This is a genomic window from Micromonospora sp. CNZ285 (genome assembly GCF_004637285.1).
On the sequence record NZ_SPQD01000001.1, the window covers coordinates 1784222 to 1809125 of the forward strand.

The following is a 24904-nucleotide window of genomic DNA, read 5'->3' on the forward strand; positions in this document are numbered from 1 at the left end:
CCGGTCGCGCCACACCGTGCCCGGCTGCCCGCGTACTCAGGCCGCCGCCGGGACCGCGGCGGCGGCCCGCTCGTCGGCGAGCCGGCGACGGGCGGCGTTGCGGTAGCGCAGCACCTGCACCGCGCCGAGCGCCCAGAGCAGGAACTGCACGGCGAACGCCCAGCGGAACGCGGACAGCGGCGGCGCGTCCCGCCCGGCCGGGGTGGCCAGGTCGAGCACCACGCCGACGGCCAGAATCAGCGCGATGGAGGCGACGAAGCCGCCGACGTTGACGATGCCGGTGGCACTGCCGATGCGGTGCACCGGGTTGAACGTGCGGGCGTAGTCGAACCCGATCATCGAGCCGGGGCCGTTCACCGCGAGCACCACCACGAGCGCCACCAGCAGCCAGTGCGGCGCGCGGCCGGGCCAGGCCAGGACCACCGCCCACACCCCGGCGGTGGCGGCGGTGATCGCGAAGACCACCACCGAGCGGTGGAACGGGTGACGCGAGCACAGGTGCGCGATCACCGGCCCGCACACGAGCGTCACCACGGTCATCAGGGTGAGCATCCCGGCCGCCGCGGTCGGCGAGAACCCCTGCCCCTGCACGAGGAACGGGTACCCCCACAGCAGCGCGAACACCGCGCCGGAGAACTGGGTGACGAAGTGCGTCCACAGGCCCAGCCGCGTGCCGGGCTGCGCCCAGGCGTCGGCGAGCTGCCGGCGTACGGTGGCCAGGTCGGGGGCGAGCGCGGTGGCGTGTTCGGCGTGCGGGGTGTCGCGTACCGCGATGAGGACCAGCAGCACCACCGTCGCGCCGAGCGCCGCGGCGGTCAGGAACGCCGGGGTCCAGCCCGCGCGGTGCAGCAGCAGCACCAGGGGTACGGCGCCGAGCACCGCGCCGAACTGGCCGACGGTGCCGGTGAGCTGCACCAGCAGCGGGTTGCGCCGGCCGGGGAACCAGAACGCGACGATGCGCAGCACGCTGATGAAGGTCATGGCGTCGCCGAGACCGACGAGCACCCGGGCGGCGACGGCGGCCGGCACGTCACCGGCCACCGCGAACAGGAGCTGCCCGGCCACCATGAGCGCGCCGCCGGCCAGCAGCAGCCGGCGCGAGCCGTAGCGGTCCAGCAGCACCCCGACCGGCACCTGCATGGCGGCGTAGACGGCGAGCTGGGCGACGGAGAACGTGGCGAGCGCGGCGGCGTTGATGTGGAAGCGCTCCGCCGCGTCGACCCCTGTGACGCCGAGGGAGCTGCGGTGGAACACGGCCGTCAGATAGGCGGTGACGGCCACCGCGTACACCAGGGCGGCGGGGCGGCGACCCGCGCTCACCGCAGCGTCCCGAGCATCCGCGCGGCGGTGTCGATGTGCGCGGCGACCGCGTCGTGCCACGCCTGCGGGTCGTCGCCGTCAAGCGCGGCGAGCTGGCCGGCGTGCTCGGTGAGGGCGACCTCGGCCCAGCCGGGTGAGAGCCGGAAGCTCGCCTCGCCCATGCGCAGCTGGCGGTCGCGCAGCCGGTGGTACAGCTCGGCGAGGATCTCGTTGCCGGCCGCCTCGACCACCGCGGCGTGGAACGAGCGGTCGGCGGCCATCAGGGTGGTGATGTCACCGGCGGCGTGCGCGCGGCGCATCTCGCCCAGCCAGCGGGCCAGGTCGGCGCGCAGCTCGGCGCGGCGCGGCCAGACCCGGTCGGCGGCGTGCAGTTCGACCAGTCGGCGGGCCTCGATGACGTCGGCGATCTCCCGGGCCGACACCGGCCGGATCAGCGCCCCGCGCTTCGGGTAGAGCTTGACCAGCCCTTCGGTCTCCAGCCGCAGCAGCGCCTCCCGGACCGGGGTGCGGGACACCCCCGTCGCCTCGGCGATCTCGCCCTCGCTGACGAGCTGGCCGCCCGGGTAGACCTGTTCCAGGATGGCCTGCTTGAGGTGCCGGTACGCCCGCTCGGCGGCGGACGGCGCGGTCCGGCTGGGATGCGTCATGTATCTAAGACTGCTCCCGGGGTCGGCCGGGCGGCCCGGCGCGGGCCGGGACAGTGGCGCAGACCACGGTCAGGCCCACAGCTCCCGCAGCAGCTTCTCCACCTCGGCGGTCCGCTCGATCTGCGGCATGTGCCCGGTGTCGCGGAACAGGTGAGAGCGCGCGTCCGGCAGCCGGGTGCGGGCGTACGCCAGGTGCGCGGCGGGCAGGACCAGGTCGCGGTCGCCCCAGACGAGCAGCGTGGGCAGGCCGAGCGCGGCCACGGCGTCGAGCAGGTCGGCGCGCCACTGCGGGCGTACGCCGCGCCAGGTGCCCAGGTCGCGGACCAGCTCCAGCATCACCCGGGCCGCGTGCGGCTGCCGGGCCACCGCGAGCGCGGTGGCGAGCCGCTCCTCGGTGACGTACGCCGGGTCGTAGAAGATCGCCCGCTCGGTGCGGCGGACGATCCCCGGGTGCGGGCGCAGCAGCAGCCGGGCCAGCGGGCGTACCGCCAGCAGCCGCAGCGCCAGCGTCACCTCGCGGCCGAAGCCGGCGCTGTTGAGCAACGCCAGGCTGGTGACGCGCTGCGGTTCGTCGACGGCCAGGCGCATCGCGACCGCCCCGCCGAGGGAGTTGCCGACCAGGTGGGCCGGGCCGGTCACCCCCGCCACGTCCAGGAAGCGGGCCACCGCGGCGGCCAGCGCCGGGAGCGTGTGCGGGCCGTCCAGCGGCGCGGAGCCGCCGTGCCCGGGCAGGTCCACCGCGAGCACCAGGTGGTCGCGGGTCAGCGCCGTGTGCAGGGCGGTGAAGTCGTCGAGGGTACGGCCGATGCCGTGCAGCAGCACCACGGGCGGGCCGTCGCCGCTGATCCGGCAGCGCACGCGCCGGCCGTCAACGGTGCGCGCGCCGGCCGGCGGGAGGGCCACTGTCACGCCGTGCGTCCGGGTTCCCGCGCGGCCTCCTCGCCGGTCCGGGCGGCCGGGACCGGCGCGTCGACGCGGCCGGGCGGTACGTCGGCTCCGGCGCGCGTCTCGACCCCGCCGGGCGGCACATCGCCCCCGGCACGCTCGGCGGTCGCCTCGGCCCCTGCGGTCGGCACCTCGGCGACGGTGGCCACCGGGCGGGACTGGCGCATGCCCAGGGCCAGCACCCTGCCGTACCCGGCGGGTGCGACGCGGGCGAGCAGGTCGGGCAGTTTCGCCGACCAGCCGATCAGCACCCGGCCGCGGCGTCGCTGCGCGCCGCGCAGGATCACCTCGGCGGCGGTGGCCGGGTCGATGGTGAGCAGCTTCTCGAACTGCTTGCGCCCGGCCTCGTACTCGTCGAGGGCCACGCCGCTGCCGACGCGGGCGCTGGCGGCGATCCGGGTGCGGATGCCGCCCGGGTGCACCGAGGTGACGCCGACGCCGTCGTCGACGAGCTCGTGCCGCAGCGCCTCGGTGAAGCCGCGTACGGCGAACTTGCTCGCCGCGTACGCGGCCTGCCCGGCGGGGGCGATCAGGCCGAACAGGCTGGACACGTTGACCAGGTGGGAGCCGGGCTCGGCCTTGAGCGCGGGCAGCAGCGCGTGGGTCAGGCGGACCACCGCCCGGAAGTTGATCTCGATGACCCAGAGGAACTCCTCCAGGGTGACCTGGTCGAAGCGCCCGCCCAGCGCCACACCGGCGTTGTTGATCAGCAGCCGGATCCGGGGATGCGCGCGGTGGATCTCGGCGGCGACCCGGTCGGTGGCCTCGGCGTCGGCCAGATCGACGACGTGGGTCTCCACCCGCCGGCCCGGGTACGCGGCCCGGATCGCGGCGACGGTGGCGGCCAGGCCGTCGGCGTCGCGGTCGAGCAGCACCAGGTCGGCGCCGCGCCGGGCCAGCCCGTGGGCCAGCGCCGCGCCGATGCCGCTCGCCGCGCCGGTGAGCACCGCCGTGCCGCCGGGGAAGACGAGGTCACGCATCGGTTCCTCCGGAGCTGGTCGTGGCGGCCGAGGCGGTGGCGGGCGCGCCGGCGCGGTCGAACCGCACGCCGTCGGTAAGCGGGCCGTGCCGCATCAGGCGTACGTCGCGGGGATAGTTCTGGTGCAGCCGCCACGGCGCCTGCGGTCCCTGCTTGGGCAACTGGTCGACGGCGCGCAGCACGTAGCCGGACTGCAGGTCGATGATCGGCACCAGGTCGTCGGTGTCCGGCGCGAGCGGCGTGACGATCTGCCGGCCGGTGTCGTCGAGGTGGCGCAGCAGCCGGCAGACGTACGTGGCGACGAGGTCGGCCTTCAGCGTCCAGGAGGCGTTCGTGTAGCCGATGGTCATGGCGAAGTTCGGCACGCCGGACAGCATCATGCCCTTGTAGGCGACAGTCGAGGCGAGGTCGACCTCGGCGCCGTCGACCACCAGCGTCATGCCGCCGAGCGCGAGCAGGTTGAGGCCGGTGGCGGTGACCACCACGTCGGCGGGCAGCTCCTCACCGGAGGCGAGCCGGATGCCGTGCTCGGTGAACGTGTCGATGGTGTCGGTCACCACCGACGCGCGGCCGGCGCTCAGCGCGGCGAACAGGTCCCCGTCCGGCACCACGCAGAGCCGCTGGTCCCACGGGTTGTAGCGGGGCGAGAAGTGCCTGTCGACGTCGTACCCGGACGGGAGCCGGCCCTTCGCGGCGCGGCGCAGGAACCGCTTCACCACGCCGGGGGCGCGGCGGCTGAGCTGGAAGTTCGCCACGCCGAGCGTGACGTTCTTCCACCGGGCCACCGCGTACGCGGCCTTCGGGGGCAGCCAGCGCCGCGCGGCGTCGGCGAACGGGTCGCGCGAGGGCAGCGCGATCACGTACGTGGGTGAGCGCTGGAGCATGGTGACGTGGGCGGCCCGCTCGGCCATGGCCGGGACCAGGGTGACGGCGGTGGCGCCGCTGCCGATCACCACGACCCGCTTGCCGGCGTAGTCCAGGTCGTCGGGCCAGTGCTGCGGGTGCACGAGCGTGCCGGCGTACCGCTCGACGCCGGGGAACCGCGGCGTGTAGCCCTCGTCGTAGCGGTAGTAGCCGGAGTTGGTGAACAGGAACGCGCAGGTGAGGGTGACGTCCTCGCCGGTGTCGTCGCGCTGGGCGTGCACGGTCCAGCGCGCGGTGGCGCTGTCCCACTCGGCGCGTACCGCCCGGTGGTGGAAGCGGATGTGCCGTTCCACGTCGTACTCGCGGGCGGTCTGCCGCACGTACGCCCGGATGGAGTCGCCGTCGGCGATGGCCTTCGGGTCGGTCCACGGCTTGAACGAGTAGCCGAGGGTGTACATGTCGGAGTCGGAGCGGATGCCCGGGTAGCGGAACAGGTCCCAGGTGCCGCCGATGGCGCCCCGGGCCTCCAGCACCGCGTAGGTCTTGCCGGGGCACTCGCGTCCGAGGTGGACGGCGGCGCCGATGCCGGACAGGCCGGCCCCGACGATGAGGACGTCGACGTGGTCTGCGGCCATCGGTTTCTCCCGTTCGCACCGGCGGTGGACCGGACACTATCCATCGCCGTCGACCGCAGTCAACATCGTGTCGAGTCGAATCGACAGGGTGTCGAGCGGGTGTAGCATCTGCCGACATGACGACCGCCCGTACGCCGACCGGCGCCGCGCCGACGCGCGGGCGGCGGGCCGGCCGGTCCACCGGCGACGACCGGGAGACCGCGATCCTGGCCACGGCCGAGCGGTTGCTGGCCGAGCGTCCCTTCGCCGACATCTCCATCGACGACCTGGCGCGCGGCGCGGGGATCTCCCGGCCCACGTTCTACTTCTACTTCCCGTCCAAGGACGCGGTGCTGCTCACGCTGCTCGACCGGGTCACCGAGGAGGCCGACGCCGCCGCCGGTGGCGTGTTCGAGCGGCTCGCCGAGGATCCGCGCGCCCACTGGCGGGAGCTGATCGCCCGGTTCCACGCCACGTTCGGCGGGCACCGGGACGTCGTGCTGGCCTGCGCCCAGGTGCGCGGCACCAACGCCGAGGTGCGGCGGCTCTGGGCCGAGGTGCTGGAACGCTGGGTCCGCGCGGTGCAGGCCGCGATCGAGGCCGAACGCGCTCGCGGCGCGGCCCCGGACGGTCTGCCCGCCCGGGACCTCGCCATCGCGCTGAACTCGATGAACGAGCGCGTCTGGTACGCCACCTTCGCCGGGGACGGCCCGGCGGTGGCCGAGCGGGACGTGGTGGACGTGCTGCTCGACGTGTGGCTGACCGCGATCTACCGGACCACCGCGCCGCCGGTCACCGCGTCCGGCGGAACTCCATGACCCAGTTGGTCTCCCAGGTGCGCTCACCGTCGGTGGAGAACGCCTGCTCCCAGCGGCAGGAGTCGGCGGTGATCGCCGACCAGAGGAACCGGCAGCGCACCGGCCGCCCCTCGTCGGTGTCGTCGGCGTGGAACTCACCGACGCCGCCGGTGAACCCGCCGACCACCGGGGGCAGTTCCAGCACGCCACGACTGCTGTGCATCCAGTAGATCGACCACAGCCCGGTCGACGGGTTCAGGATGCGCACCGTGGAGCCGGAGAAGCCCCGGCTCGGGCAGCGCATCTCGTCGAAGCTGCCGGCGCCGTCGAAGAACGAGCGCGCCTCGCTGACACCGGCGAACTCCTCCCAGTCGTCGCTGCCGACGTGGCGCTGCCGCAGGCGCCGGTTGGTCACGTCCCAGGTGCCGACGAGGAAGTCGAAGTCGCCCATCAGCGGCCCACCGGCCCCTCGGCCCGGGCGTCCGCCAGGTAGCCGGCGAGGTCCGGCCGGTCCGGCGCGAGCACGTGCCGGATCCAGGCGGTGCGCTCGTGTTCCAGCACGCCCAGTTCCCAGACGCAGCCGACGCCGGGACGGGTCAGGTCGACGAAGTGCGCCGGGTCGTCGTCCGGGCAGTCCAGTGCGGGCTGCCCGGCGATCGCGATGCGGCACTCGACCACGTTGTCGAAGAACCAGCTGTACGCCAGCAGGTACGCCCCGGTGTCCGCGCCCCGGTGCAGCACCACCCAGCTCGCCGGCGGGGTGGAGCCGTCCGGGGCGGGCAGCAGCGCCGGCAGGTACGCGTACGCGGCGTCGACCACCCGCGGTTCGAGGCGGCGGTCCGGCTGGTCCATGTGGTAGCGCTTGACGTGCCGGCCGGCCACCTCGACGGTCCCCGGCACGGTCAGCTCCTTGTCGTGAAAAGCCATGCGGGCACGCTAGGACCGCTCCCCTGACAGCTAGTGTCAGTGGAATGCGGGCCAGTCGACTCCTGTCCATCCTGCTGCTCCTGCAGGCGCACGGCCGGCTCACCGCCGCCGACCTGGCCGCCCGGCTGGAGGTGTCGGCGCGCACCGTCTACCGGGACGTGGAGGCGCTGCACGCGGCAGGCATCCCGCTGTACGGCGAGGCCGGACACGACGGCGGCTACCGGCTCGTGGAGGGGTGGCGGACCCGGCTGACCGGGCTCACCGCCGAGGAGGCCGACCGGCTGCTCTTCGCCGGGCTCCCCGGGCCGGCGGCCGAGCTGGGCTACCAGTCGGTCGTCGCCGCCGTCCAGCTCAAGCTGCGGGCCGCGCTGCCCGCGCCGCTGGCCGACCGGGCGGCCCGGCTGGAGCAGCGCTTCCACCTGGACACGCCGGGCTGGTACTCCGACGGCGACCCGTCGCCGTACCTGGCCGAGGCCGCCGAGGCGGTGTGGCGGCAGCACCGGGTCCGGGTGCGGTACCGGGGCTGGCGCGGCGAGACGACCCGGGTCCTCGAACCGTACGGGCTGGTGCTCAAGGGCGGGCGCTGGTATCTGGTCGCCGCCCGGCCGGACCGCGCTGATCCGGCCACCTACCGGGTCAACCAGATCCTCGACCTGACCCCGCTGGACGAGCCGTTCGAGCGGCCCGAGTTCGACCTGCCGGCCTGGTGGCGCGCGCACGTGGTGGAGTTCCGGGCGGGCCTGCACCGCGACGAGGCGCGCATCCGGCTGTCGCCGCGCGGGTTCGCCCGGCTACGCGAGGTCGGCAGCGACGTGGTGGTGGCCGCCGCCGAGGCGAGCGCCGGCCCGCCCGACGCCACCGGCTGGGTGCACGCGGTCATCCCGATCGAGTCGCTCACCCACGCGCAGGGCGACCTGCTCCGGCTCGGCGCCGACGTCGAGGTCCTCGCCCCGGAGGCGCTGCGCGCCCGCCTGTCCGACACCGCCGCCGCCCTGGCCGCTCTCTACCACCCACCCACCCCGCCCGCCCCGCCTGTCCCCCGGTGATCAAGGAGTTGGTGTCCTTCGAGGAGATCGACTCGTACCCAAACTCCTTGATCACCGGGGCGGGGTGAGGGTTCGGAGGGCCCCGGCCACCGTGGAGAGGGCCCGATCGAGGTCGGAGGGCGGGGTCGACGCGTAGCCGAGGACCAGGCCGGGCGGCTGCGGGCGCTGGCCGTGCCAGGACAACGGATGGACCTTCACGCCCCGGCGCAGCGCCGCCGCCGCCAGCGCCCGGTCGTCGACGTCGCCGGGCAGCGTGACCATCAGGTGCAGCCCGGCCGCCGCGCCGTGCACCACCGCCCCCGGCAGGTACGCGCCTACCGCGCGGATCATCGCGTCCCGGCGGCGTACGTGCCGGTGCCGCAGCAGCCGCAGGTGCCGTTCCAGCGCCCCGGACTCCATCAGCTCGGCCAGCACGAGCTGCGCCAGCGCCGCGTTGCCCAGGTCGGCCGCCCGCTTCGCGGCCACCACGTCGGCGTGCAGCGCGGGCGGCACCAGCAGCCACCCGATCCGCAGCGCCGGCGCGAGCAGCTTCGAGATGCTGCCGACGTAGCAGACCCGGTCCGGCGCCATGCCCCGCAGTGCCGGCACCGGCGGACGGTCGTAGCGGTGCTCGGCGTCGTAGTCGTCCTCCACCACCAGGCCACCCTCACGCGCCCACCGCAGCAGCCGCCGGCGCCGGTCGCCGTCGAGCACCACCCCGGTCGGGAACTGGTGCGCCGGGGTGAGCAGCACGGCGGGCGCGCCGGACCGCTCCAGCTCGTCGACGCGCAGGCCCCTGTCGTCCACCGGGACCGGCGGTGTCGCCAGCCCGGAATAGGCCAGGTGCTGCCGTACGCCGAGCGAGCCGGGGTCCTCCACCGCGACGGTGTGCGTACCCCGATCGCTCAGCACCCGCGCGAGCAGGCCGAGCGCCTGGGACACCCCGGACACGATCACCACCTCGGCCGGGTCGGCACGGACGCCCCGGCTGCGGGCCAGCCAGTTCGCCACCGCCGACCGCAGCGCGGGCGCGCCCGCCGGGTCGCCGTAGCCGAGCGCGGCGGGCGTCATCCCGTGCAGCACGGCCCGCTCGGCCCGCAGCCAGGCCGCGCGGGGAAAGGCCGCCAGATCGGGTACGCCGGGAGTCAGGTCCACCTCCGCGGGTACGGCGCGCAGCTCGTCGAAGACGTCGAGGCCGGGCCGGCCGGCGAACACCTCCGCTGCCCTCCTGGGCCGGGGTGGCCGGGTGACCACGGCGGCCGGTGAGGCGACCACCACCGTTCCGGCCCGGCCGCGCCCGGTCACCTGCCCGTCCTCGGCCAGCCGCTGGTACGCCTCGGTCACCACGCCCCGGGAGACCCCCAGCTCGGCGGCGAGCACGCGGCTGGCCGGCAGGCGGGTGCCCACCGGCGCCCGGCCGTCGGCGATGGCCGATCGCAGCCGGGCGGCCAGCCAGTCCGCGCGGCCACCGGGCGGCGCCTCGCCGACGTCGAGCTGGAGGAAGTCCGCACCGGCCGCTTTGGACTTCTCGATGACGACAGCTTTGGCCCTGTCCATCGGACCATTATGGCCACAGGCTGGACCGTATGACAGCCGCCTTCCTGCTGACCTCTCTCGTCGTCGCGATCAGTCCCGGCACCGGGGTCATGCACACGCTCGCCACCGCCGTGGCCGCCGGACGCCGGGCCGGGCTGGCCGCTGCCGCCGGTGCCACGCTCAGCCTCGTCCCGCACGTGATCGCCGCGGTGACCGGCCTGGCCGCCCTGCTGCGCGCCGGCACGCCCGCGTTCCGCGTGGTGACCTGGCTGGGTGTGGCGTACCTGCTCTGGATGGCCTGGTCGGCGTTGCGCGACCGGGGCACGCTCACCGTCGGCGGCGACCGGCCCCCGCGTCCCACGGCGGCGGTGTTCCGGGACGGGGTGCTGCTGAACCTGCTGAACCCGAAGGTGACGGTGTTCTTCGTGGCGCTGCTGCCGCAGTTCGTACCGCCGGACGCGCCCGCCGCCACCGCGCGCATGCTCGCCTGCGGCCTGGTGTTCATGGCTGTCACGCTGCTGGTGTTCGCCGGGTACGCGCTCCTGGCCGGCGCGCTGCGCCGCCGCGTGCTGTCCCGGCCCCGGCTGACCGTGCTGCTGCGGCACGCCTTCGCCGGCGGTTTCCTCGTCCTGGGCCTCGGCCTCGCCTTCACCGCCTGACCCGTTCCAGCTCACCGCCCGAAAAGGAGTCTCCCCGTGCGTTTCCGGCACTCTCCCGAGATCTGGTCGGCCTTCCCGGAACTGACCTGCGGCGTCCTGCACGCCACCGGCGTCACGCCGGACGTCGACGTCACGCCACTGTCCGCAGGGCATCTCGGCGCCGCCCGGGACCGGCTCGCCGCCGGGCCGGAGGGTGGCTTCCCGGAGATCCAGGCGTGGCGTCGTGCGTTCGCCCGGATGGGCTGCCCGCCGACCCGCTACCGCTGCGCGGCCGAGTCGCTGCTGCGCCGGTTGCGGCGGGACGGCGACCTGCCCCGGCTGCACCCGCTCGTGGACCTCGGCAACGCGCTCTCGGTCCGGTACGCGGTCCCGGTCGCCGTGCTCGACCTGGCCGGGATCAACGGCGACCTGACCGTCCGCCCGGCCGACGGCACCGAGTCCTACCTGGGTCTCGGCGGGGAGTCCGAGCAGCCCGCGCCCGGCGAGGTGATCTTCGCCGACGAGGGCGGGCACGCGCACGCCCGGCGCTGGTGCCACCGGCAGAGCGGCACGTCGGCGGTACGGGCCGACACCGCCGAGGTGCTGGTCGTGGTCGAGGCGATGCACGACGGGTCGGCGCCGACCGTACGCCGGATGCTGGACGACCTGGCGGCGGCGCTGGACGAGCTGTGGCGCGTGCCGTCACGGACGGCGCTGCTCACCGCTGACGCGCCCGAGTTCGCCGTGCCGGTCCGGACGGGCTGACCCGCCGGCGTGGTGGGGGGGTCGCGCGGTGTCACACCGGTGCGCAGGTTCCGGGCATCCGGCGACGACGCTGGTAGCTGCAGGGCTCGTCGTCAGGCGTCGGGGTCGTCGGTGCGGTTGTGCGCGATCGGCTCGTCGTCAGGCGTCGGGGTCGGTGCGGTCGCGCGCCATCAGCTCGTCGAACTCGGCCGGGGTGATCTCGCCGGTGCGCAGCCGCCGGGCGTTCGCGGCGAACCGCGCCATCGCCGCGCCGCGCGGATCCGGCTCGGTGAGCAGACCGGCGTCGGCGGTCCGGGCGCTCACGGCGCCGGCCACGTCGTGCGGATCGGCCAGGTCGACCGGCTCGCCGTGCAGCTCGCGCAGCGCGTCGGCGAGTCGCGCGTCGGCGGCGTCGCCGGTGCCCCACCAGCGCCGGGCGAGGTCGACGGTGCGGCCGAGCGAATCCTCGCCCACCCGTTCGGCGCCTATCTCGGCACGCATCATGCGCAGGAAGCGGATTGTCACGGCATCGGAGTCATCGGCGATCACGCCCGTACCCTAGCGAGCGGGTCCGACGAAACCGCCGGGCGAGCCGGGGTCGTCCGGCCGGTTGAGGTCGCCGCCCGCGGGTAGTGCGCGGACATGCCCGAACGATACGAGGACTACGACCGCGTCGCGATCGTCACCGGCGCGGACTCCGGCATCGGCAAGGCGTGCGCGGTGGCGCTCGCCGAGGCCGGTCACGACGTCGGCATCACCTGGTACGGCGACGCGGCGGGCGCCGACCGCACCGCCGCCGAGGTACGCGCCACCGGCCGCCGCTGCGAGACCGTGGAGCTGGACCTGACCCGGCTCCCCGAAGCGGCGACGGTCATCGACGAGCTGGCCGACCGGCTCGGCGGCCTGGGTGTGCTCGTCAACAACGCCGGCACCGGCCTGTCCGAACCGTTCGTGGACGTGAGCTGGGAGAAGTGGCGGGAGGTGCTGGCGGTCGACCTGGACGGGCCGTTCTTGTGCTCGCAGCGGGCCGCCCGGCGGATGCGCGCGGCCGGGCGGGGCGGCCGGATCATCAACATCACCAGCGTGCACGAGCGCGCGCCCCGGGTCGGCTCGTCGGCGTACTGCGCCGCCAAGGGCGGGCTCGGTCTGCTCACCAAGGTGATGGCGCAGGAACTGGCGGCCGACGGGATCACCGTCAACGCGGTCGCGCCGGGCGAGATCGCCACGCCGATGACCGGGCAGGAGGACGTCGACCCGTTCACGCAGGACCGTCCGGGTGTGCCGGTGGGACGTCCGGGTGACGCGCGGGAGGTGGCGGCGGTGGTGGCGATGCTCACCTCGCCGGCTGCGGCGTACGTGACGGGGGCGTCGTGGGCGGTGGACGGGGGGATGCTGCTGATGGGTCCGCAGGCTTCTGCGCTTTCCTCGGATTCCTGGCGTTCCGTCTAGCTTGCGGTTTGGGGCCGGGGGCGACCGTGCCCGGCTCCGGGCGGTCAGGCTTGATCCCTGCGCCCGGCATGGTCGCCCCCGGCCCCGTCGTGGGTCAGGTGCGTTCGTTGCCGCCGGGATCCGGGGTGGCTCCCACGGGTGCGTCGAGCGGTGCCTGCTGCTGCTCTGGGTAGTGGCAGGCGGTTTGCTGTCTGCCGCCGTCGCGGGTGGTCAGGGTGGGTTCTTCGGTGGCGCAGTGGTCGGTGGCTTTCCAGCAGCGGGTGCGGAAGCGGCAGCCCGACGGTGGGTTGAGGGGGGTGGGCACGTCGCCGGTGAGGCGGATGCGGCCGGCGGGCCCGAGGGTGGTGACGTCCGGGATCGCCGAGAGCAGCGCCCGGGTGTAGGGGTGTTGGGGGCGGGTGTAGATGGTGTCGCGGTCGCCGATCTCGACGATCTTGCCGAGGTACATGACGGCGACGCGGTGGCAGAAGTGCCGCACCACGGCGAGGTCGTGGGCGATGAACACGAACGCCAGGTCCAGATCTTGTTGCAGGCTGCGCAGCAGGTTGATGACCTGCGCCTGGATCGACACGTCCAGCGCGGAGACGGGTTCGTCGGCCACGATCAGCTTCGGCTTCAGGGCCAGGGCGCGGGCGATGCCGATGCGCTGGCGCTGCCCGCCGGAGAACTCGTGCGGATACCTGTTGTAGTGCTCCGGGTTCAGGCCCACGAGTTCGAGGAGTTCCTGCACGCGTTTCTTGACGCCGCCGGGTGGGGTGATCCGGTTGACCTGCAACGGCATCGCCACGATCCGCCCGACGGTGTGGCGGGGGTTCAGCGACGCGTACGGATCCTGGAAGATGATCTGCAGGTCCTGCCGCAACCCGCGCAGCTCACCACGTTTCGCGTGGGTGATGTCCCGCCCCGCGAAGGCGATGCTGCCGGCGGTGGGTTCCAGTAGCCGCACCAGCATCCGCCCGGTCGTGGTCTTCCCACACCCCGACTCCCCCACCAGCCCGAGGGTCTCGCCCGGGCGTACGTCGAAGTCCAGCCCGTCGACCGCCCGCACCGCACCCGTGCTGCGCAGCCCTTGCCGGACCGGGAAGTGCTTGGTCAGCCCCCGCACCGACAGCAGCGGCTCGGTCTCGGTACTCATCGGGCCACCCCCACCTGGGCTACCTCGTCGCGGTAGATCCGCTCCCGCGCGGCGACCGGCAGATGACACGCCACCAGATGCCCCGCGCCCGCCGCAACCAGCTCCGGAACGTCCGTGCGGGACCGGTCGCCGTTCACGTCGGCCCACCGGCACCGCGGATGGAACGCACACCCCGACGGCAGGTTGATCAGACTGGGCGGGTTACCCGGAATGGGCAGCAGGTCCGCGTCGGCGTCACCGTGCAACGACGGCACACTCGACAACAACCCCCACGTGTACGGATGCTGCGGCGCCCGCAACACCCGCTCCACACTGCCGTGCTCCACCGCCCGGCCCGCGTACATCACCAACACGTCATCAGCCACCTGACTGACCACACCCAGATCGTGGGTGATCAACACGATCGCCGACCGGAACTCCTCCTGCAAATCACTGAGCAGGTCCAGGATCTGCGCCTGCACCGTCACGTCCAGGGCCGTGGTCGGCTCATCGGCGATCAGCAGATCCGGATCGTTCACCAACGCCATCGCGATCATCGCCCGCTGCCGCATCCCACCCGAGAACTCATGCGGATACTGATCGAACCGCTTGGCCGGCTGCGGAATCCCCACCCGGCCCAACATGTCCACCGCGCGACTGCGAGCCTCGCGTCTGCCGGCCCTCGGATGATGCACCCGGTACGCCTCAGCGATCTGCCTACCCACCGAGTAGTAGGGGTGCAACGCCGACAACGGATCCTGGAAGACCATCGCCATGTCCCGGCCCCGCAGCCGCCGCACCTCCTCCTCACCCAACCCGACGAGCTGACGCCCACCCACCGAGATCTCCCCGGAGATGGTCGTGCGCTTCGCGTTGTGCAAACCCAGGATCGCCAGCGAGGTGACGCTCTTACCGGAACCGGACTCCCCCACGATCCCCAGCGTGCGACCCCGCTCCACAGCGAACGACACCCCGTCCACGGCCCGCACCACACCGTCCTCGGTGTCGAACCGCACCCGCAGATCCCTGACCCGCAGGTACGGGCCCTCGCCGCGACGCGGCGCCGGAAGCTCCACCATGTCCGATCCCTCCCCTCAGCTCAGCCGGACCCGCGGGTCGATCACCGCGTACAGCACGTCGACGACGATGTTGGCGACCACGATGAACACCGCTGCCAGCAGCACCGTCGCCATCACCACCGGCAGGTTGAGGAACTGCACCGCCTCCACAGTCGCCTTGCCGAGACCCTGGAGGCCGAAGATGGTCTCGGTGATGAACGTGCCGCCGAGGCTGGTGCCGATGTCCAGCCCGGCGATCGTGACGATCGGTGTGATCGCCGCCCGCAGCGCGTGCCGGGTGTGCACCGTCCGGGCGGGCAGGCCCTTCGCCCGGGCCGTACGGACGAAGTCCTCCGACAGCGTCTCCAGCATCTGGGCCCGGGACAGCCGGGCGTACAGCGCCGAGTTGAGGAAACCGAGCGTCATCCAGGGCAGCAGCAGTCCGGTCGCCCAGCGCAGCGGACTCTCGGTCAGCGGCGTGTAGCTGGGGAACGGCAGCAGGCCGGTGGAGTAGACGAGCAGGTACAGCAGGATCAGCCCGAAGAAGTAGACCTGCATCGACGCCCCGGCCAGCGTGATACCGATGGCGGCGCGGTCGAACGCCGTACCCCGGCGCAGTGCCGACACCATGCCCAGCGAGACGCCGAGGCCGAGCCAGAGCACGGCACCGCCGAGGACGATGCTGAACGTCACCGGGGCGCGCTGGGCGACGATCTCGGTGACCGGCTGGTTGTTGCGGAACGAGTAGCCGAGGCAGGGCGCCGGGCAGTCCTGCCGGAAGTCGCCCGAGCCGTAGGTCCGGCCGGCGAAGACGCCGCTGACGAAGTCGGCGTACTGCCGGGGCAGCGGCTGGTCGATGCCGAGGCGGCGCTCGACCTGGGCGATGTCCTCGGCCGTGCAGTTCTTGCCGCACATCACCTTCGCCGGGCTGCTCGGCACCGCGAAGAAGAGACCGAACGTGACCAGGCTGATGACGACCAGGGTCAGGGCGGCGACGAGCAGCCGCCGTACGACGAAACGGAGCACGGGAGCACCTCCCCCGGGGTGGGCGCGGGGGCGGCCGCCGTGGCAGCCGCCCCCGCGCGGCTGTCACTTCTTCACGTAGATGCCGTTGAGCGAGATGATCCCGAACGCGTCACTGAGGAAGGCGTTGCCGACCTTCGAGCCGTGCAGCTCGTAGGTGGCGTCGTAGTAGCAGGGCACCACCGGGGCGTACTTGTCCATGATCATGCGGTCGAGCGCCATCCAGCCGGCGTCCTGCTCCGCGGCTGGCAGGTCGCGGACCCGGTCGATCTCCGCGCTGACCGACGGTTCGTCGAGGTACGACAGGTTCTGGTTGCCCTCGGCCACGATCTCCCGTCCGTCGTAGACCGGCGGGATGACAGTGGAGCCGGTGGGCCAGTCCGAGCCCCAGCCGGTGAGGTACAGGTCGTACGGGTTGTCCTTGCGGCCGACTTCGTCGTAGTAGCTGCTGTTGTCGATCGGCTTCATCACGATGTCGAAGCCCATGTCGGTGAGGTTCTTGCGCAGCGCCTCGGCCTGCTGGGTGCGCAGTTCCAGGTTGGAGTGGGCGAGCACCAGCTTCGGCCGCTTGCCGGCGAGCAGCTCGGCGGTCTTGGCCTTGTCGCCGGTGACCGGGGCGTTGAACAGGTCGTAGGAGACGAAACCGGCGGTGGTGGGCGACATGAGCGTGGTGGCGGGTGAGCCGGCGGCCTGCCCGCCGAGCACCTTGAGCAGGGCGTCCTTGTCGACCGCGTAGTTCAGCGCCCGCCGGACGCTCAGGTCGGTGACCCGCTGGGTGTTGATGCTCAGCACCCAGTTGTACTGCGTCGGGCCGCGCACCACCCGGTCGGCGACGCCCGATCCGGTGGTGCGGGGCAGCACCGACGGCGGCACGTCCGACCAGCTCAGCGCCGCCTGGTCGGCCGGCCCGTCGGCGACCAGGCGCTCGGCGATCTGGGCCTGCTCCAGGCCGAACGTCATCCGGATCGCGTCCGGGTACGCGTTGCGGATCGGGTCGGTCGCCGGATCCCAGTTCGGGTTGCGTTCCAGCTCCAGCGACACGTCGCGCTGGTAGGTCTTCACCCGGTACGGCCCGGACGAGAACGGCCGCAGGTCGTAGTTGGCGCGGGTGTCCTTCGCGGCGGGCACGGGCGCGCTGGTGGGCAGCGCCGCCGCGTACGGCAGGTCGCAGTGCGGCTGCGGGAAGGTGAACCTGATGGTCCGGTCGTCGGGGGTGGCGACGCCGTCGGGCACCGGCTTGCCGCCGTCGTACGGTCCCTTGTAGGTGGCGTTGTACGCCCCGCCCGGGTAGAGCCACTGCTGGATGTAGTGCGGGCCCTCGTTGAGGTTCGCCGCGAACGACCTCGCGATGCCGTGGGCGACGTCCTTGCTGGACACGGGCGTGCCGTCCTCGTACTTCACGCCGTCGCGCAGGGTGAACTCCCAGACCTTGCAGTCGCCGTTGACGTCCTTGCCGGGGTTGGTGGCCAGGTCACCGACGAGCAGCAGCTTGCCGGTGCCGTCCTCCTTGTAGCCGTTGAGCGCGCGGTAGAGCAGCCCGCCGGCGACCTGCTGCACGTTGACGTAGTTGCGGGCCGGGTCGAGGTGCTCGAAGTCGGCCGGCTGCATCACGGTGAGGGTGCCGCCGCGGGCCGCCCCGTCGACGTCCTTCGCCGGGCCCTGGTTGTCGGCGGCCTCGTACGAGATCGATCCGCTCTGGGTCTTGGTCTTCTGGTCGTCGCCGCCCCCGCCGTCGTCGGTGGTGGGGCTGCAGCCGGCGGCGGCCAGCGCCGCCGCGGCGAGGACACCTGTCAGTGTCCGGGTTCGTGCGCGCACGGTGTGCTCCTTCCTGCCCGGCGGCCCCCGCCGGCCGGGCACTGATGGCCGTGGGGACTACCGGGTGGAGCGGGGGTCCAGCGAGTCGCGCAGCGCGTCGCCGAGCAGGTTGAACGCCAGGACCAGCAGGAAGACCGTCAACCCGGGGAACAGGGTGTACCAGGGGTCGCTCGCGACGTAGCCGATGCTGTTGAAGATCATGCGGCCCAGGTCGGGCGTGGGTTCGGTGACGCCGATGTTGACGAACGCCAGCGCCGCCTCGATGGCGATGAACTGCGGCACCATCAGCGAGACGGTGACCAGGATCGGCGCCCAGATGTTCGGCAGCAGCTGCCGCAGCAGGATGTGCGCGGTGCCGGCCCCGGCGGCCCGGGCCGCCTCGACGAACTCCCGCTCGCGCAGCGAGATCACCTGCCCGCGGACCAGCCGCGCGGTGTACGTCCAGCTGAACAGGCCGAAGGTGGCGACGATCAGGCCCACCCGGAAGGCCGGCGACGGCGCCTCCCGGTCGGAGTAGAAGCGGTCCTGGAGGATCGGGATGACCGCGAGGGCAAAGATGAGGAACGGGAACGCCAGCGTGAGGTCGATCAGCCAGTTGACGACGCTGTCCAGCCAGCCCCTGGCCCACCCGGCCAGCACACCCACCGCGACACCGATGCCGGATGCCAGCAGCGCCGAGGCGAACGCGATGAACAGGGACGTCCGCAGGCCGTAGACCAGTTGCATCAGGATGTCCCGGCCGCTGCCCGGTTCGAGCCCGAGCCAATGGTCGGCGCTGATTCCACCGGCGTACCCGATCGGCATTCCGAAATCGTTGAGCCGGTCGGCGAACTTGTCGGTCGGGTCGATTCCGGTGAGCCGTCCCAGCAGTGGCGCGCCGAGTGCGACAAGGGCGGCGACGGCGAGCGTGACGGCGCTGGCGCGGGCCGTACGGTCGCGTTTGAGCCGCATCCAGGCGAGCCGGCCGGGTGACCGGCCGACGAATTCGCCGGGCCGGCCGACGGGGGCGGGAACGGCCTCGACATCGGGGCCGGGAGCGGCCGGTGGGTACGACAGTTCGCTCATGAGCAGTCCTCCCGACGGGGACGAAAACGCCCTGCCACCCGACGGTAATGCGCTATGAGGCGCTCTAAAGAATCGTTCCGGTAACGGCCGTTCCGGTTGTCGTGCATTGACAACGATCCGGCGTACGGAATGCATCGGCGCAATAACGGCTCGATTCGGTTGTCAGCCTTTCAGGTGGCCGTTCCGCGAATTCGGAATGCGTTGCCGCAAGGCACTCGGGCGGTTGTCAGCCGTTCGGGCATTCCCGCACACCGATGTCACACCGACCGGACCGTGGGGTCGGCTGGTGTAACACTTCGTGACTCTTCGCGTTCACACCGTCCACCTAGGGTTCTCGGCGGTCCGGTTCGCACGACGTGCCGGGCCGTCCACCGGCCCTCACCCGGGGCCCCGACGGAAGGACCACCCATGCCCTTCGCCCGACGTACCGCCGCTCTGGCCCTGGTCGCCGCGCTCGGCGGCCTCGCCGCGCCGGCCTCCCCCGCGCAGGCCGCGCCGCGCCCCGGCCCGGAGACCCCCTCGGTGCTGCTGCTCACCGTCGACGACGGCGCCGGCCTGCGCGCCACGGTGCTGACCTGCGGGCCCACCGGCGGCCTGCACCCCGACCCGATCACCGCGTGCCGGCTCGTCGCCCGCGTCGACGGCGACCTGGACGCGCTCGACGTGGACGGCGCGCCGTGCACCTCCCAGTACGACCCGGTCGTCGCGCGTGCCGTGGGCTTCTGGCAGGACCGTCCGGTCTCCTACACGCGGACGTTCGGCAACGCCTGCCTGATGCAGCGCACCACCGCCTCCCTCTTCACCTTCTGACCCCCTCCTTGTCGCGTTGATCATGAGGTTGGCGGCGGTTCCGGTCCGGTTTGCCGCCGTCAACCTCATGATCGACGGGGTGGGTCGGGAGGCGGGTGGGGTGGGTGCGGAGAATGGGTACGGGGTGTTCGGAGGGGAGACTGTGCGGGTGGACGGGCCGGTGGCGGGCGAGGGCGGGCGGGAGTTGCGGGCGGACTGCTCGCGCTGCGCCGGGGTGTGCTGCGTCGCTCCCGCGTTCACCGCGTCCGCCGACTTCGCCATCGACAAGCCCGCCGGGCGGCCCTGCCCGAACCTGGGTGCCGACTTCCGCTGCGGCATCCACACCGAGCTGCGGCAACGCGGCTTCCCCGGGTGCACCGTGTTCGACTGCTTCGGCGCCGGTCAGCACCTCACCCAGCACACGTTCGCCGGCCGCGACTGGCGGGCCGACCCGGCCACCGCACAGCGGATGTTCGACAGCTTCGCGGTGCTGCGGCCGCTGCACGAGCTGCTGTGGTACCTGACCGAGGCGGTACGCCTCACCCCGCCCGGCCCGCTGCGCGACGAGCTGACCGCCGCGCTCGACGAGACCGGCCGGCTCACCGACGGCACCCCTGACGACCTGCTCGCCCTCGACGTCGACGCGCACCGGGACCGCGCCAACCGGCTGCTGTCCCGCGCCGCCGAACAGGCACGCGCCGGACGGGCCGGCCCGGACCGCCGGGGCGCGATGCTGATCGGGGTGGACCTGCGCCGTACCCCGCTGACCGGGGCGAACCTGCGCGGCGCCTGCCTGATCGGCGCCGACCTGCGGGGCGTACGCCTCGGCACCGCCGACCTGACCGGCGCGGACCTGCGCGGGGCCGACCTGCGCGGCGCGGACCTGGGCGAGTGCCTGTTCACGCACCAGTCGCAGCTCGACGCCGCACGCGGCGACCACCGCACGGTCCTGCCGCCCGGCCTACGCCGCCCATCCCACTGGTCCCTGACCCCGACCCCGGCCCCGACGCCCCAGCCGCGCCAGCGCCGCCTCCGACCCCGACCCCGGCGGTGATCAAGGAGTTTGTGTCCGGTTCGGGGCCGGATCGGGACACGAACTCCTTGATCACCGCGAGATGGGCCGGGGCCGGGTTTGGTGGGGGTGGGGTGGGGTAGGCGGCGCGGACGACTGTTGGCCGACGGGAGGGGCCCCGGTGCGATATCGGGCACGCGACGGTGAGGAGCCGGTCGACCCGGCGCACGCCGAGGACGAGGCCGGGCAGGTTCCGCTGGTGCAGACGGCCGCGGACACCGACGTGCCCGCCCCCGCTCCCGGTACGCCGAAACCGGACGAGGTGACCGAGGACGACGTATCCGGCATGGCGGGCGGCGCCTCCGGCAGCAGCTCGGGCGGCTCCTCGATGCCGACCCACCCGGACGCGGCCCGCGGACGGGACGCCGCCCGCTGAACGTTTGCCGTCACCCGCTGCGGGCAGGAGTGCGACATGACCAGTGAAGAGTCCTTCGGCCGCGCGGCCGGCGACGAACCCGACGGCGCGACCGCGTACGAGGCGTCCCTGCGCCCGCCGGGCGAGTCCCTGCACACCACCGACGACACCGGTGACGACTTCGCCGACCTGCCCGCCGAGGACCGGCGCTCGGCACGGGAGGTCAGCCGTGCCGGTTACGACGTCGATGCGGTCTCCGGCACCGGCGACCCGTCGGAGGAGCCGGAGGAGATCGAGGAGGGCCGGCCGCTGCGCTGACGTGCGCGCGGGGTGGCGGCCGGGCCGGCGCCCCGCGCCTCGGTCATGCCCCGGTTCGCCAGCGCGTCGGCGCGCTCGTTCTCCGGGTGCCCGTTGTGGCCCTTCACCCACAGCCACGTCACGTCGTGCCTGGCGCAGGCCGCCTCCAGTGCCTGCCACAGGTCGGCGTTCTTCACCGGCTGCTTCGCGGCGGTCAGCCAGCCGTTGCGCTTCCACGCGTTCAGCCAGCCGGTGATGCCGTTGCGCACGTACGTGCTGTCGGTGTGCAGGCGTACCGTGACCGGGCGGGTCAGGCTCTCCAGCGCCCGGATCGCGGCGGTCAGCTCCATCCGGTTGTTCGTGGTCGGGGTGGCCTCGCCGCCGCACAGTTCCCGCTCGTGCCCGCCCCAGCGCAGCACCGCGCCCCAGCCGCCGGGCCCGGGATTGCCGCTGCACGCGCCGTCGGTCCAGATCTCCACGACCCGGCCGGTCTCCGCCTCCGCCATGCCCGGCAACCTACCGGGTACGCGAGCACGCGGGACCACCCGACCCGCCGCGCCCGGCTAGCGTGCCGGTATGACCACTCCCCCGGGCTTCGCCACGCTCTGCAACTTCCGTGACCTCGGCGGCTGGCGGACCGGCGACGGCCGCACCGTCGCCCGGGGCCGCCTCTACCGCTCCGACTCGCTGGCCAAGCTCGCCGGTGCCGATCTGGAACGGTTCGCCGCGCTCGGCGTCCGCACCGTGATCGACCTGCGGTATCCGTGGGAGATCGCCGACCGAGGCCGGGCCCCGGAGAGCCTCGGCGTCGCCTGGCACAACCTGAGCATCGAGCACCGGCCGTACGTGCAGGCCGACATCGATCCCGGCGTGGACCCGTGGCGCTACCTGGCCGACCGGTACGCCGAGGTGGCCGGCGACGGCGTGGCCGAGCTGCGGCAGGCGATCGAGGTGATCGCGGACGGCGAGCACCCGCTGGTGTTCCACTGCGCATCCGGCAAGGACCGCACCGGGCTGCTCGCCGCGCTGGTGCTGTCCCTGCTCGGCGTGGACGACGACCAGATCGCCGAGGACTTCGCGCTCACCGAGCACGCCACCGACCGGCTGGTGGCCGAGTGGCGGGACCGCAACGGCGGCGCGACGCCTGGCTGGCCGGCGTACGGGCGGGCGCCGGCCGAGATCATCCGGCTGGTGCTGGCCGAGCTGCGGGCCGCACACGGTTCGGTGCACGGGTACGTGACCGGCCGGCTCGGCGTCGGCGAGGAGACGATCGCCGCGCTGCGCGCCCGGCTGCTCACCGGCGGCTCCATCCCGCTGCCCTTCCAGGGCACCACCGGCGGCATGCCGACGCCGGCCGCCCGGTAGAGCACCGCCGACCGATAGCGGGTCCCCACGAAAAGCAGACGACGCCGATGCGGCGGTCTGGCACGCTGCGGGATCGTGGACACGCGGTGGGACGGCCTGCGGGCCGAGGTACGGGCGACGATCGACGAGCTGGTCTCCTCCGGCCGGGAGACGGGTGTGCAGGTGGCCGCGTACCTGGACGGGGTCGCGATCCTCACCGAGCAGGCCGGGCTCGCCGACACCACCACCGGCCGGCCGATGACGGGCAACACGCCCGTGCACGCGGTCTCCACCGGCAAGGGAATCACCGCCACAGTGGTGCACGTGCTGGCCGAGCGGGGACGGCTCGACTACGACCTGCCGCTTGCCGCGGTGTGGCCGGAGTTCGCCCGGCACGGCAAGGACGGCATCACGCTACGGCACGTGCTAACCCACACCGCCGGCCTGCCCGCGCTGGCCGCCGACGTGACGCCGGAGGACTTCACCGACTGGACGCGCATGTGCGAGCTGCTGGCCGACGCGCGGCCGCTGTGGGCACCTGGCGAGCGGCTGGCGTACCACGCCTGGACGTGGGGCTGGCTGCTCGGCGAGGTGGTGCGGCGGGTCACCGGCGCCCCGGTGTCGCGTGTGCTCGCCGAGGAGGTGGCCGGGCCGCTCGGCGTGGAGCGGGAACTGTTCCTCGGCGTACCGGAGGCGGACCTGCCCCGCCTGGCCCGGCTGGAGGACGCCGGCCTGTCCGCGCTGATGACCTGGGCCGGGGCGAACCTGCCGCACTTCGACGCGGTCGCCCCGCCCGCCGTACGGCCGGACACCGTCATCGGCTCCCGCCCCGACGTGCTGCGCGCCGACGTACCGTCCGTCGGCACGATGAGCGCCCGCGCGGTGGCCCGGATGTACGCGGCGCTGCTCGGCCCGGTCGACGGGGTCCGGCTGATCTCCGCCGAGCGGATGCGCGAGGTGTCCGCCCCGGCGGTACGCGCGCAGGAGTGGGTGTTCGGGCAGGAGAGCACGTTCGGGCTCGGGTACGCGGTCGAGGACGACGGATCGTTCGGCACCGCCGGTAGCGGCGGGAGCCTCGCGTTCGCGTACCCGGACCTGGGGTTGACGGTGGCGGCGGTGCGCAACCGGCTCGGCGCGGGCGACGGCGACCCGATGGAGCAACTGCGGACGCTGGTGCGCGACCGCGTCGCCGAGGCGACCGGCCACCGGTAGCGCCGAGCCGGCAGGCGGGCGCCGACCTCGCCCAGGCCGCGCCGGGAACGCAGCCGCGCTAGCGGCGCAGGCGGGCGCGCAGCCGGCCGGCCGCGTCGCCGAGCACCGCGCCGGTCATCGGCAGCAGCGGGCTGGACCGCATCACCGCCAGGTCCTCGGCCGGGCTGGTCACGCCGTCGAGGAACCGCAGCACCCGCTCCGGCGGGTTGCGGTCGAACAGCCGCTCGAAGAACTCCACGCCGCCGACGTGCCCCCGGTCCAGCGCGCGCAGCGCCACCGCGTCCATCCACAGGTGCCGGCCCGGGTACGCGGGCGCCGGCACCGGCGGACGGCCGGCGGCGAGCGCCCCTGCCACCTGGTCGGCCTGGCGCAGCATCGCGGAGAACGTGAATCCGGTGGACGGACGGGTCGCCCCACCCGCGGTACCCAGCCGCACCACCCGAGGGCTCGGGCGGGACTCGAACGGGCCGTCGGTCATCGGGATCACGCCGTCCTCGACCTCCCGCACCCGCAGCGCGGTCAGGTCCAGGCCGAGCAGGTCGGCGTACCCGCGCAGCGCCGCGTCGTAGCCCGCGTCGTCGAGCAGGGCCGGACCGAACTCGGTGTACTCGACGAGCGCGAACCGGTCGTCGACGGGCAGCACGTACCCGAAGGAGACGCCGCGCTGCGGTTGCGGCGTGCGGAAGTCCATCAGCACCGCCCGCTGCCTGTCGAACGTGGGCCGGTCGGCGGACAGCCACCAGCCGCGGAAGTGCTGCAACCAGCTGGTCCGACCCGGCCGCTTCGGCCGCCGGGGCCGCGAGTCGAGCACCCACCCGGCCCGCACCAGATCCCGGCCGTCCGGGTCGCGGACCGTGACCCGCTCACCGTCGTCGTGCAGCTCCCCCGCCGGGACGCTGATCCGGACCGCGTCCAGCCGCCGCTCGGCCGCGGCAGCCCGGTCGTAGACCGGGGCGGAGCGGAGCATGGCGTACCGCAGGGGGTCGAGCGTGAGGACGCGGCGGCCGGCCGGCGTGACCACGTCGACCCGCGACCAGCTCGCGCTCAGCAGCGGGTCGAGGTCGTCGCCGGGCAGGCCCCAGAACGCCCAGGTGCGGTCCTGGCCGCGCTTGTGCACCGGGTCGACCACCGCGACCCGCAGCCCGGTCACGTCGTGGCGGTCCAGCGCGGCCAGGACCAGGGACGCGGCGCCGCCGCCGCCGACCAGCGCGAGGTCGACGTCGACCGGGAAGGAAGCGTGCATCCGGCCACGCTGCCACATCGGCGGAGGCGGCC

At 73.6% G+C, this 24904-nt stretch carries 27 protein-coding genes; 11 read left to right on the forward strand and 16 right to left on the reverse strand.

The genetic code is table 11. From position 1 onward, the window contains the following. Positions 1 to 36: 36 nt before the first annotated feature. The 5 genes from CLT75_RS08215 to CLT75_RS08235 all read right to left on the reverse strand — a co-directional run bounded on the left by CLT75_RS08215 (position 37) and on the right by CLT75_RS08235 (position 5390). Positions 37 to 1320, reverse strand: coding sequence for an MFS transporter (locus CLT75_RS08215; protein ID WP_135240235.1), 1284 nt, complete (start codon positions 1318 to 1320; stop codon positions 37 to 39). Beyond that, on the reverse strand, positions 1317 to 1967 hold the full coding sequence (locus CLT75_RS08220; protein WP_135240236.1) for a GntR family transcriptional regulator: 651 nt from the start codon (positions 1965 to 1967) through the stop codon (positions 1317 to 1319). Before CLT75_RS08220 ends, CLT75_RS08215 begins: the two co-directional genes overlap by 4 nt. A gap of 69 nt (positions 1968 to 2036) precedes the next feature. Next, positions 2037 to 2876 (reverse strand): alpha/beta fold hydrolase, encoded by an 840-nt coding sequence (locus CLT75_RS08225; RefSeq protein ID WP_135240237.1) that lies wholly within the window; start codon positions 2874 to 2876, stop codon positions 2037 to 2039. Then, on the reverse strand, positions 2873 to 3892 hold the full coding sequence (locus CLT75_RS08230; protein WP_135240238.1) for an SDR family NAD(P)-dependent oxidoreductase: 1020 nt from the start codon (positions 3890 to 3892) through the stop codon (positions 2873 to 2875). Before CLT75_RS08230 ends, CLT75_RS08225 begins: the two co-directional genes overlap by 4 nt. Beyond that, entirely contained in the window at positions 3885 to 5390 is a 1506-nt protein-coding gene (locus tag CLT75_RS08235) for a flavin-containing monooxygenase (protein ID WP_135240239.1), read from the reverse strand. The genes CLT75_RS08230 and CLT75_RS08235 overlap by 8 nt, the downstream gene beginning before the upstream one ends. A 116-nt stretch (positions 5391 to 5506) precedes the next feature. Between CLT75_RS08235 and CLT75_RS08240 the strand changes: the two genes are divergently transcribed. Continuing rightward, positions 5507 to 6187, forward strand: coding sequence for a TetR/AcrR family transcriptional regulator (locus CLT75_RS08240; RefSeq protein WP_135240240.1), 681 nt, complete (start codon positions 5507 to 5509; stop codon positions 6185 to 6187). On the opposite strand, the gene CLT75_RS08245 is transcribed toward CLT75_RS08240, so the two are convergent. Both CLT75_RS08245 and CLT75_RS08250 read right to left on the reverse strand, forming a co-directional pair. After that, a complete protein-coding gene (locus CLT75_RS08245) occupies positions 6162 to 6617 on the reverse strand; it encodes a hypothetical protein (RefSeq protein ID WP_135240241.1) in 456 nt (151 codons plus the stop codon). The genes CLT75_RS08240 and CLT75_RS08245 overlap by 26 nt on opposite strands. Then, entirely contained in the window at positions 6617 to 7093 is a 477-nt protein-coding gene (locus CLT75_RS08250; RefSeq protein ID WP_135240242.1) for a hypothetical protein, read from the reverse strand. The genes CLT75_RS08245 and CLT75_RS08250 overlap by 1 nt, the downstream gene beginning before the upstream one ends. A 44-nt stretch (positions 7094 to 7137) precedes the next feature. On the opposite strand from CLT75_RS08250, the gene CLT75_RS08255 reads away from it, so the two are divergent. Continuing rightward, positions 7138 to 8139 carry a WYL domain-containing protein gene (locus CLT75_RS08255; RefSeq protein WP_135240243.1) on the forward strand — a complete coding sequence of 334 codons (1002 nt, stop codon included), beginning with the start codon at positions 7138 to 7140 and terminating at the stop codon, positions 8137 to 8139. 51 nt (positions 8140 to 8190) lie between these two features. Here the strand turns inward: CLT75_RS08255 and pdxR are convergent, their stop codons facing one another. Continuing rightward, entirely contained in the window at positions 8191 to 9675 is a 1485-nt protein-coding gene (gene pdxR, locus CLT75_RS08260; protein WP_135240244.1) for a MocR-like pyridoxine biosynthesis transcription factor PdxR, read from the reverse strand. 29 nt (positions 9676 to 9704) lie between these two features. On the opposite strand from pdxR, the gene CLT75_RS08265 reads away from it, so the two are divergent. Both CLT75_RS08265 and CLT75_RS08270 read left to right on the forward strand, forming a co-directional pair. Then, positions 9705 to 10313, forward strand: a complete 609-nt coding sequence (locus CLT75_RS08265; protein WP_135240245.1) for a LysE family translocator — start codon at positions 9705 to 9707, stop codon at positions 10311 to 10313. 36 nt (positions 10314 to 10349) lie between these two features. Next, on the forward strand, positions 10350 to 11057 hold the full coding sequence (locus CLT75_RS08270) for a phenylalanine--tRNA ligase beta subunit-related protein (RefSeq protein WP_135240246.1): 708 nt from the start codon (positions 10350 to 10352) through the stop codon (positions 11055 to 11057). Positions 11058 to 11195: 138 nt separating this feature from the next. On the opposite strand, the gene CLT75_RS08275 is transcribed toward CLT75_RS08270, so the two are convergent. Further along, entirely contained in the window at positions 11196 to 11585 is a 390-nt protein-coding gene (locus CLT75_RS08275; protein WP_135240247.1) for a hypothetical protein, read from the reverse strand. A gap of 93 nt (positions 11586 to 11678) precedes the next feature. Between CLT75_RS08275 and CLT75_RS08280 the strand changes: the two genes are divergently transcribed. Further along, complete coding sequence (locus tag CLT75_RS08280) at positions 11679 to 12485, forward strand: SDR family oxidoreductase (protein ID WP_135240248.1); 807 nt, start codon at positions 11679 to 11681, stop codon at positions 12483 to 12485. Between the two features lie 94 nt (positions 12486 to 12579). Here the strand turns inward: CLT75_RS08280 and CLT75_RS08285 are convergent, their stop codons facing one another. From CLT75_RS08285 to CLT75_RS08305, 5 genes are all read right to left on the reverse strand, one after another. Further along, the gene (locus CLT75_RS08285) at positions 12580 to 13620 is read right to left on the reverse strand and encodes a dipeptide ABC transporter ATP-binding protein (protein WP_135240249.1); all 1041 of its coding nucleotides are present in this window, start codon (positions 13618 to 13620) and stop codon (positions 12580 to 12582) included. After that, positions 13617 to 14678 (reverse strand): ABC transporter ATP-binding protein, encoded by a 1062-nt coding sequence (locus CLT75_RS08290; RefSeq protein WP_135240250.1) that lies wholly within the window; start codon positions 14676 to 14678, stop codon positions 13617 to 13619. Before CLT75_RS08290 ends, CLT75_RS08285 begins: the two co-directional genes overlap by 4 nt. A gap of 15 nt (positions 14679 to 14693) precedes the next feature. Next, a complete protein-coding gene (locus CLT75_RS08295; RefSeq protein WP_135240251.1) occupies positions 14694 to 15683 on the reverse strand; it encodes an ABC transporter permease in 990 nt (329 codons plus the stop codon). Positions 15684 to 15746: 63 nt separating this feature from the next. Next, positions 15747 to 17495: an ABC transporter substrate-binding protein gene (locus tag CLT75_RS08300; RefSeq protein ID WP_135240252.1), complete on the reverse strand. Its 1749-nt coding sequence runs from the start codon at positions 17493 to 17495 to the stop codon at positions 15747 to 15749. A gap of 57 nt (positions 17496 to 17552) precedes the next feature. Beyond that, positions 17553 to 18560 (reverse strand): ABC transporter permease, encoded by a 1008-nt coding sequence (locus CLT75_RS08305; RefSeq protein WP_135240253.1) that lies wholly within the window; start codon positions 18558 to 18560, stop codon positions 17553 to 17555. A 408-nt stretch (positions 18561 to 18968) separates the two neighbouring features. On the opposite strand from CLT75_RS08305, the gene CLT75_RS08310 reads away from it, so the two are divergent. From CLT75_RS08310 to CLT75_RS08325, 4 genes are all read left to right on the forward strand, one after another. After that, entirely contained in the window at positions 18969 to 19370 is a 402-nt protein-coding gene (locus CLT75_RS08310) for an SSI family serine proteinase inhibitor (protein WP_135240254.1), read from the forward strand. 160 nt (positions 19371 to 19530) lie between these two features. Next, positions 19531 to 20403: a pentapeptide repeat-containing protein gene (locus CLT75_RS08315; RefSeq protein ID WP_135243946.1), complete on the forward strand. Its 873-nt coding sequence runs from the start codon at positions 19531 to 19533 to the stop codon at positions 20401 to 20403. 139 nt (positions 20404 to 20542) lie between these two features. Then, positions 20543 to 20797: a preprotein translocase YidC gene (locus tag CLT75_RS08320; RefSeq protein ID WP_135240255.1), complete on the forward strand. Its 255-nt coding sequence runs from the start codon at positions 20543 to 20545 to the stop codon at positions 20795 to 20797. Between the two features lie 36 nt (positions 20798 to 20833). Beyond that, positions 20834 to 21094, forward strand: a complete 261-nt coding sequence (locus CLT75_RS08325; protein ID WP_013286433.1) for a hypothetical protein — start codon at positions 20834 to 20836, stop codon at positions 21092 to 21094. Here the strand turns inward: CLT75_RS08325 and rnhA are convergent. Then, positions 21013 to 21579 (reverse strand): ribonuclease HI, encoded by a 567-nt coding sequence (rnhA, locus tag CLT75_RS08330; protein ID WP_135240256.1) that lies wholly within the window; start codon positions 21577 to 21579, stop codon positions 21013 to 21015. The two genes, CLT75_RS08325 and rnhA, sit on opposite strands and share 82 nt — an antisense overlap. Before the next feature lie 70 nt (positions 21580 to 21649). Here rnhA and CLT75_RS08335 point away from each other — a divergent pair, with 70 nt between their 5' ends. Then, positions 21650 to 22438, forward strand: coding sequence for a tyrosine-protein phosphatase (locus CLT75_RS08335; protein WP_135240257.1), 789 nt, complete (start codon positions 21650 to 21652; stop codon positions 22436 to 22438). 75 nt (positions 22439 to 22513) lie between these two features. Then, on the forward strand, positions 22514 to 23629 hold the full coding sequence (locus CLT75_RS08340) for a serine hydrolase domain-containing protein (protein ID WP_209310294.1): 1116 nt from the start codon (positions 22514 to 22516) through the stop codon (positions 23627 to 23629). 58 nt (positions 23630 to 23687) lie between these two features. Here the strand turns inward: CLT75_RS08340 and CLT75_RS08345 are convergent, their stop codons facing one another. Continuing rightward, positions 23688 to 24872: a lycopene cyclase family protein gene (locus CLT75_RS08345; RefSeq protein ID WP_209310295.1), complete on the reverse strand. Its 1185-nt coding sequence runs from the start codon at positions 24870 to 24872 to the stop codon at positions 23688 to 23690. Positions 24873 to 24904 lie beyond the last annotated feature (32 nt).

Bases quoted from the DNA above. Each gene is read 5' to 3' on its own strand.
- CLT75_RS08220 (WP_135240236.1), bottom strand. From the start codon at position 1,967: ATGACGCATCCCAGCCGGACCGCGCCGTCCGCCGCCGAGCGGGCGTAC.
- CLT75_RS08230 (WP_135240238.1), bottom strand. From the start codon at position 3,892: ATGCGTGACCTCGTCTTCCCCGGCGGCACGGCGGTGCTCACCGGCGCG.
- CLT75_RS08235 (WP_135240239.1), bottom strand. From the start codon at position 5,390: ATGGCCGCAGACCACGTCGACGTCCTCATCGTCGGGGCCGGCCTGTCC.
- CLT75_RS08240 (WP_135240240.1), top strand. From the start codon at position 5,507: ATGACGACCGCCCGTACGCCGACCGGCGCCGCGCCGACGCGCGGGCGG.
- CLT75_RS08245 (WP_135240241.1), bottom strand. From the start codon at position 6,617: ATGGGCGACTTCGACTTCCTCGTCGGCACCTGGGACGTGACCAACCGG.
- CLT75_RS08250 (WP_135240242.1), bottom strand. From the start codon at position 7,093: ATGGCTTTTCACGACAAGGAGCTGACCGTGCCGGGGACCGTCGAGGTG.
- CLT75_RS08255 (WP_135240243.1), top strand. From the start codon at position 7,138: ATGCGGGCCAGTCGACTCCTGTCCATCCTGCTGCTCCTGCAGGCGCAC.
- pdxR (WP_135240244.1), bottom strand. From the start codon at position 9,675: ATGGACAGGGCCAAAGCTGTCGTCATCGAGAAGTCCAAAGCGGCCGGT.
- CLT75_RS08265 (WP_135240245.1), top strand. From the start codon at position 9,705: ATGACAGCCGCCTTCCTGCTGACCTCTCTCGTCGTCGCGATCAGTCCC.
- CLT75_RS08280 (WP_135240248.1), top strand. From the start codon at position 11,679: ATGCCCGAACGATACGAGGACTACGACCGCGTCGCGATCGTCACCGGC.
- CLT75_RS08285 (WP_135240249.1), bottom strand. From the start codon at position 13,620: ATGAGTACCGAGACCGAGCCGCTGCTGTCGGTGCGGGGGCTGACCAAG.
- CLT75_RS08290 (WP_135240250.1), bottom strand. From the start codon at position 14,678: ATGGTGGAGCTTCCGGCGCCGCGTCGCGGCGAGGGCCCGTACCTGCGG.
- CLT75_RS08305 (WP_135240253.1), bottom strand. From the start codon at position 18,560: ATGAGCGAACTGTCGTACCCACCGGCCGCTCCCGGCCCCGATGTCGAG.
- CLT75_RS08310 (WP_135240254.1), top strand. From the start codon at position 18,969: ATGCCCTTCGCCCGACGTACCGCCGCTCTGGCCCTGGTCGCCGCGCTC.
- CLT75_RS08325 (WP_013286433.1), top strand. From the start codon at position 20,834: ATGACCAGTGAAGAGTCCTTCGGCCGCGCGGCCGGCGACGAACCCGAC.
- rnhA (WP_135240256.1), bottom strand. From the start codon at position 21,579: ATGGCGGAGGCGGAGACCGGCCGGGTCGTGGAGATCTGGACCGACGGC.
- CLT75_RS08335 (WP_135240257.1), top strand. From the start codon at position 21,650: ATGACCACTCCCCCGGGCTTCGCCACGCTCTGCAACTTCCGTGACCTC.
- CLT75_RS08345 (WP_209310295.1), bottom strand. From the start codon at position 24,872: ATGCACGCTTCCTTCCCGGTCGACGTCGACCTCGCGCTGGTCGGCGGC.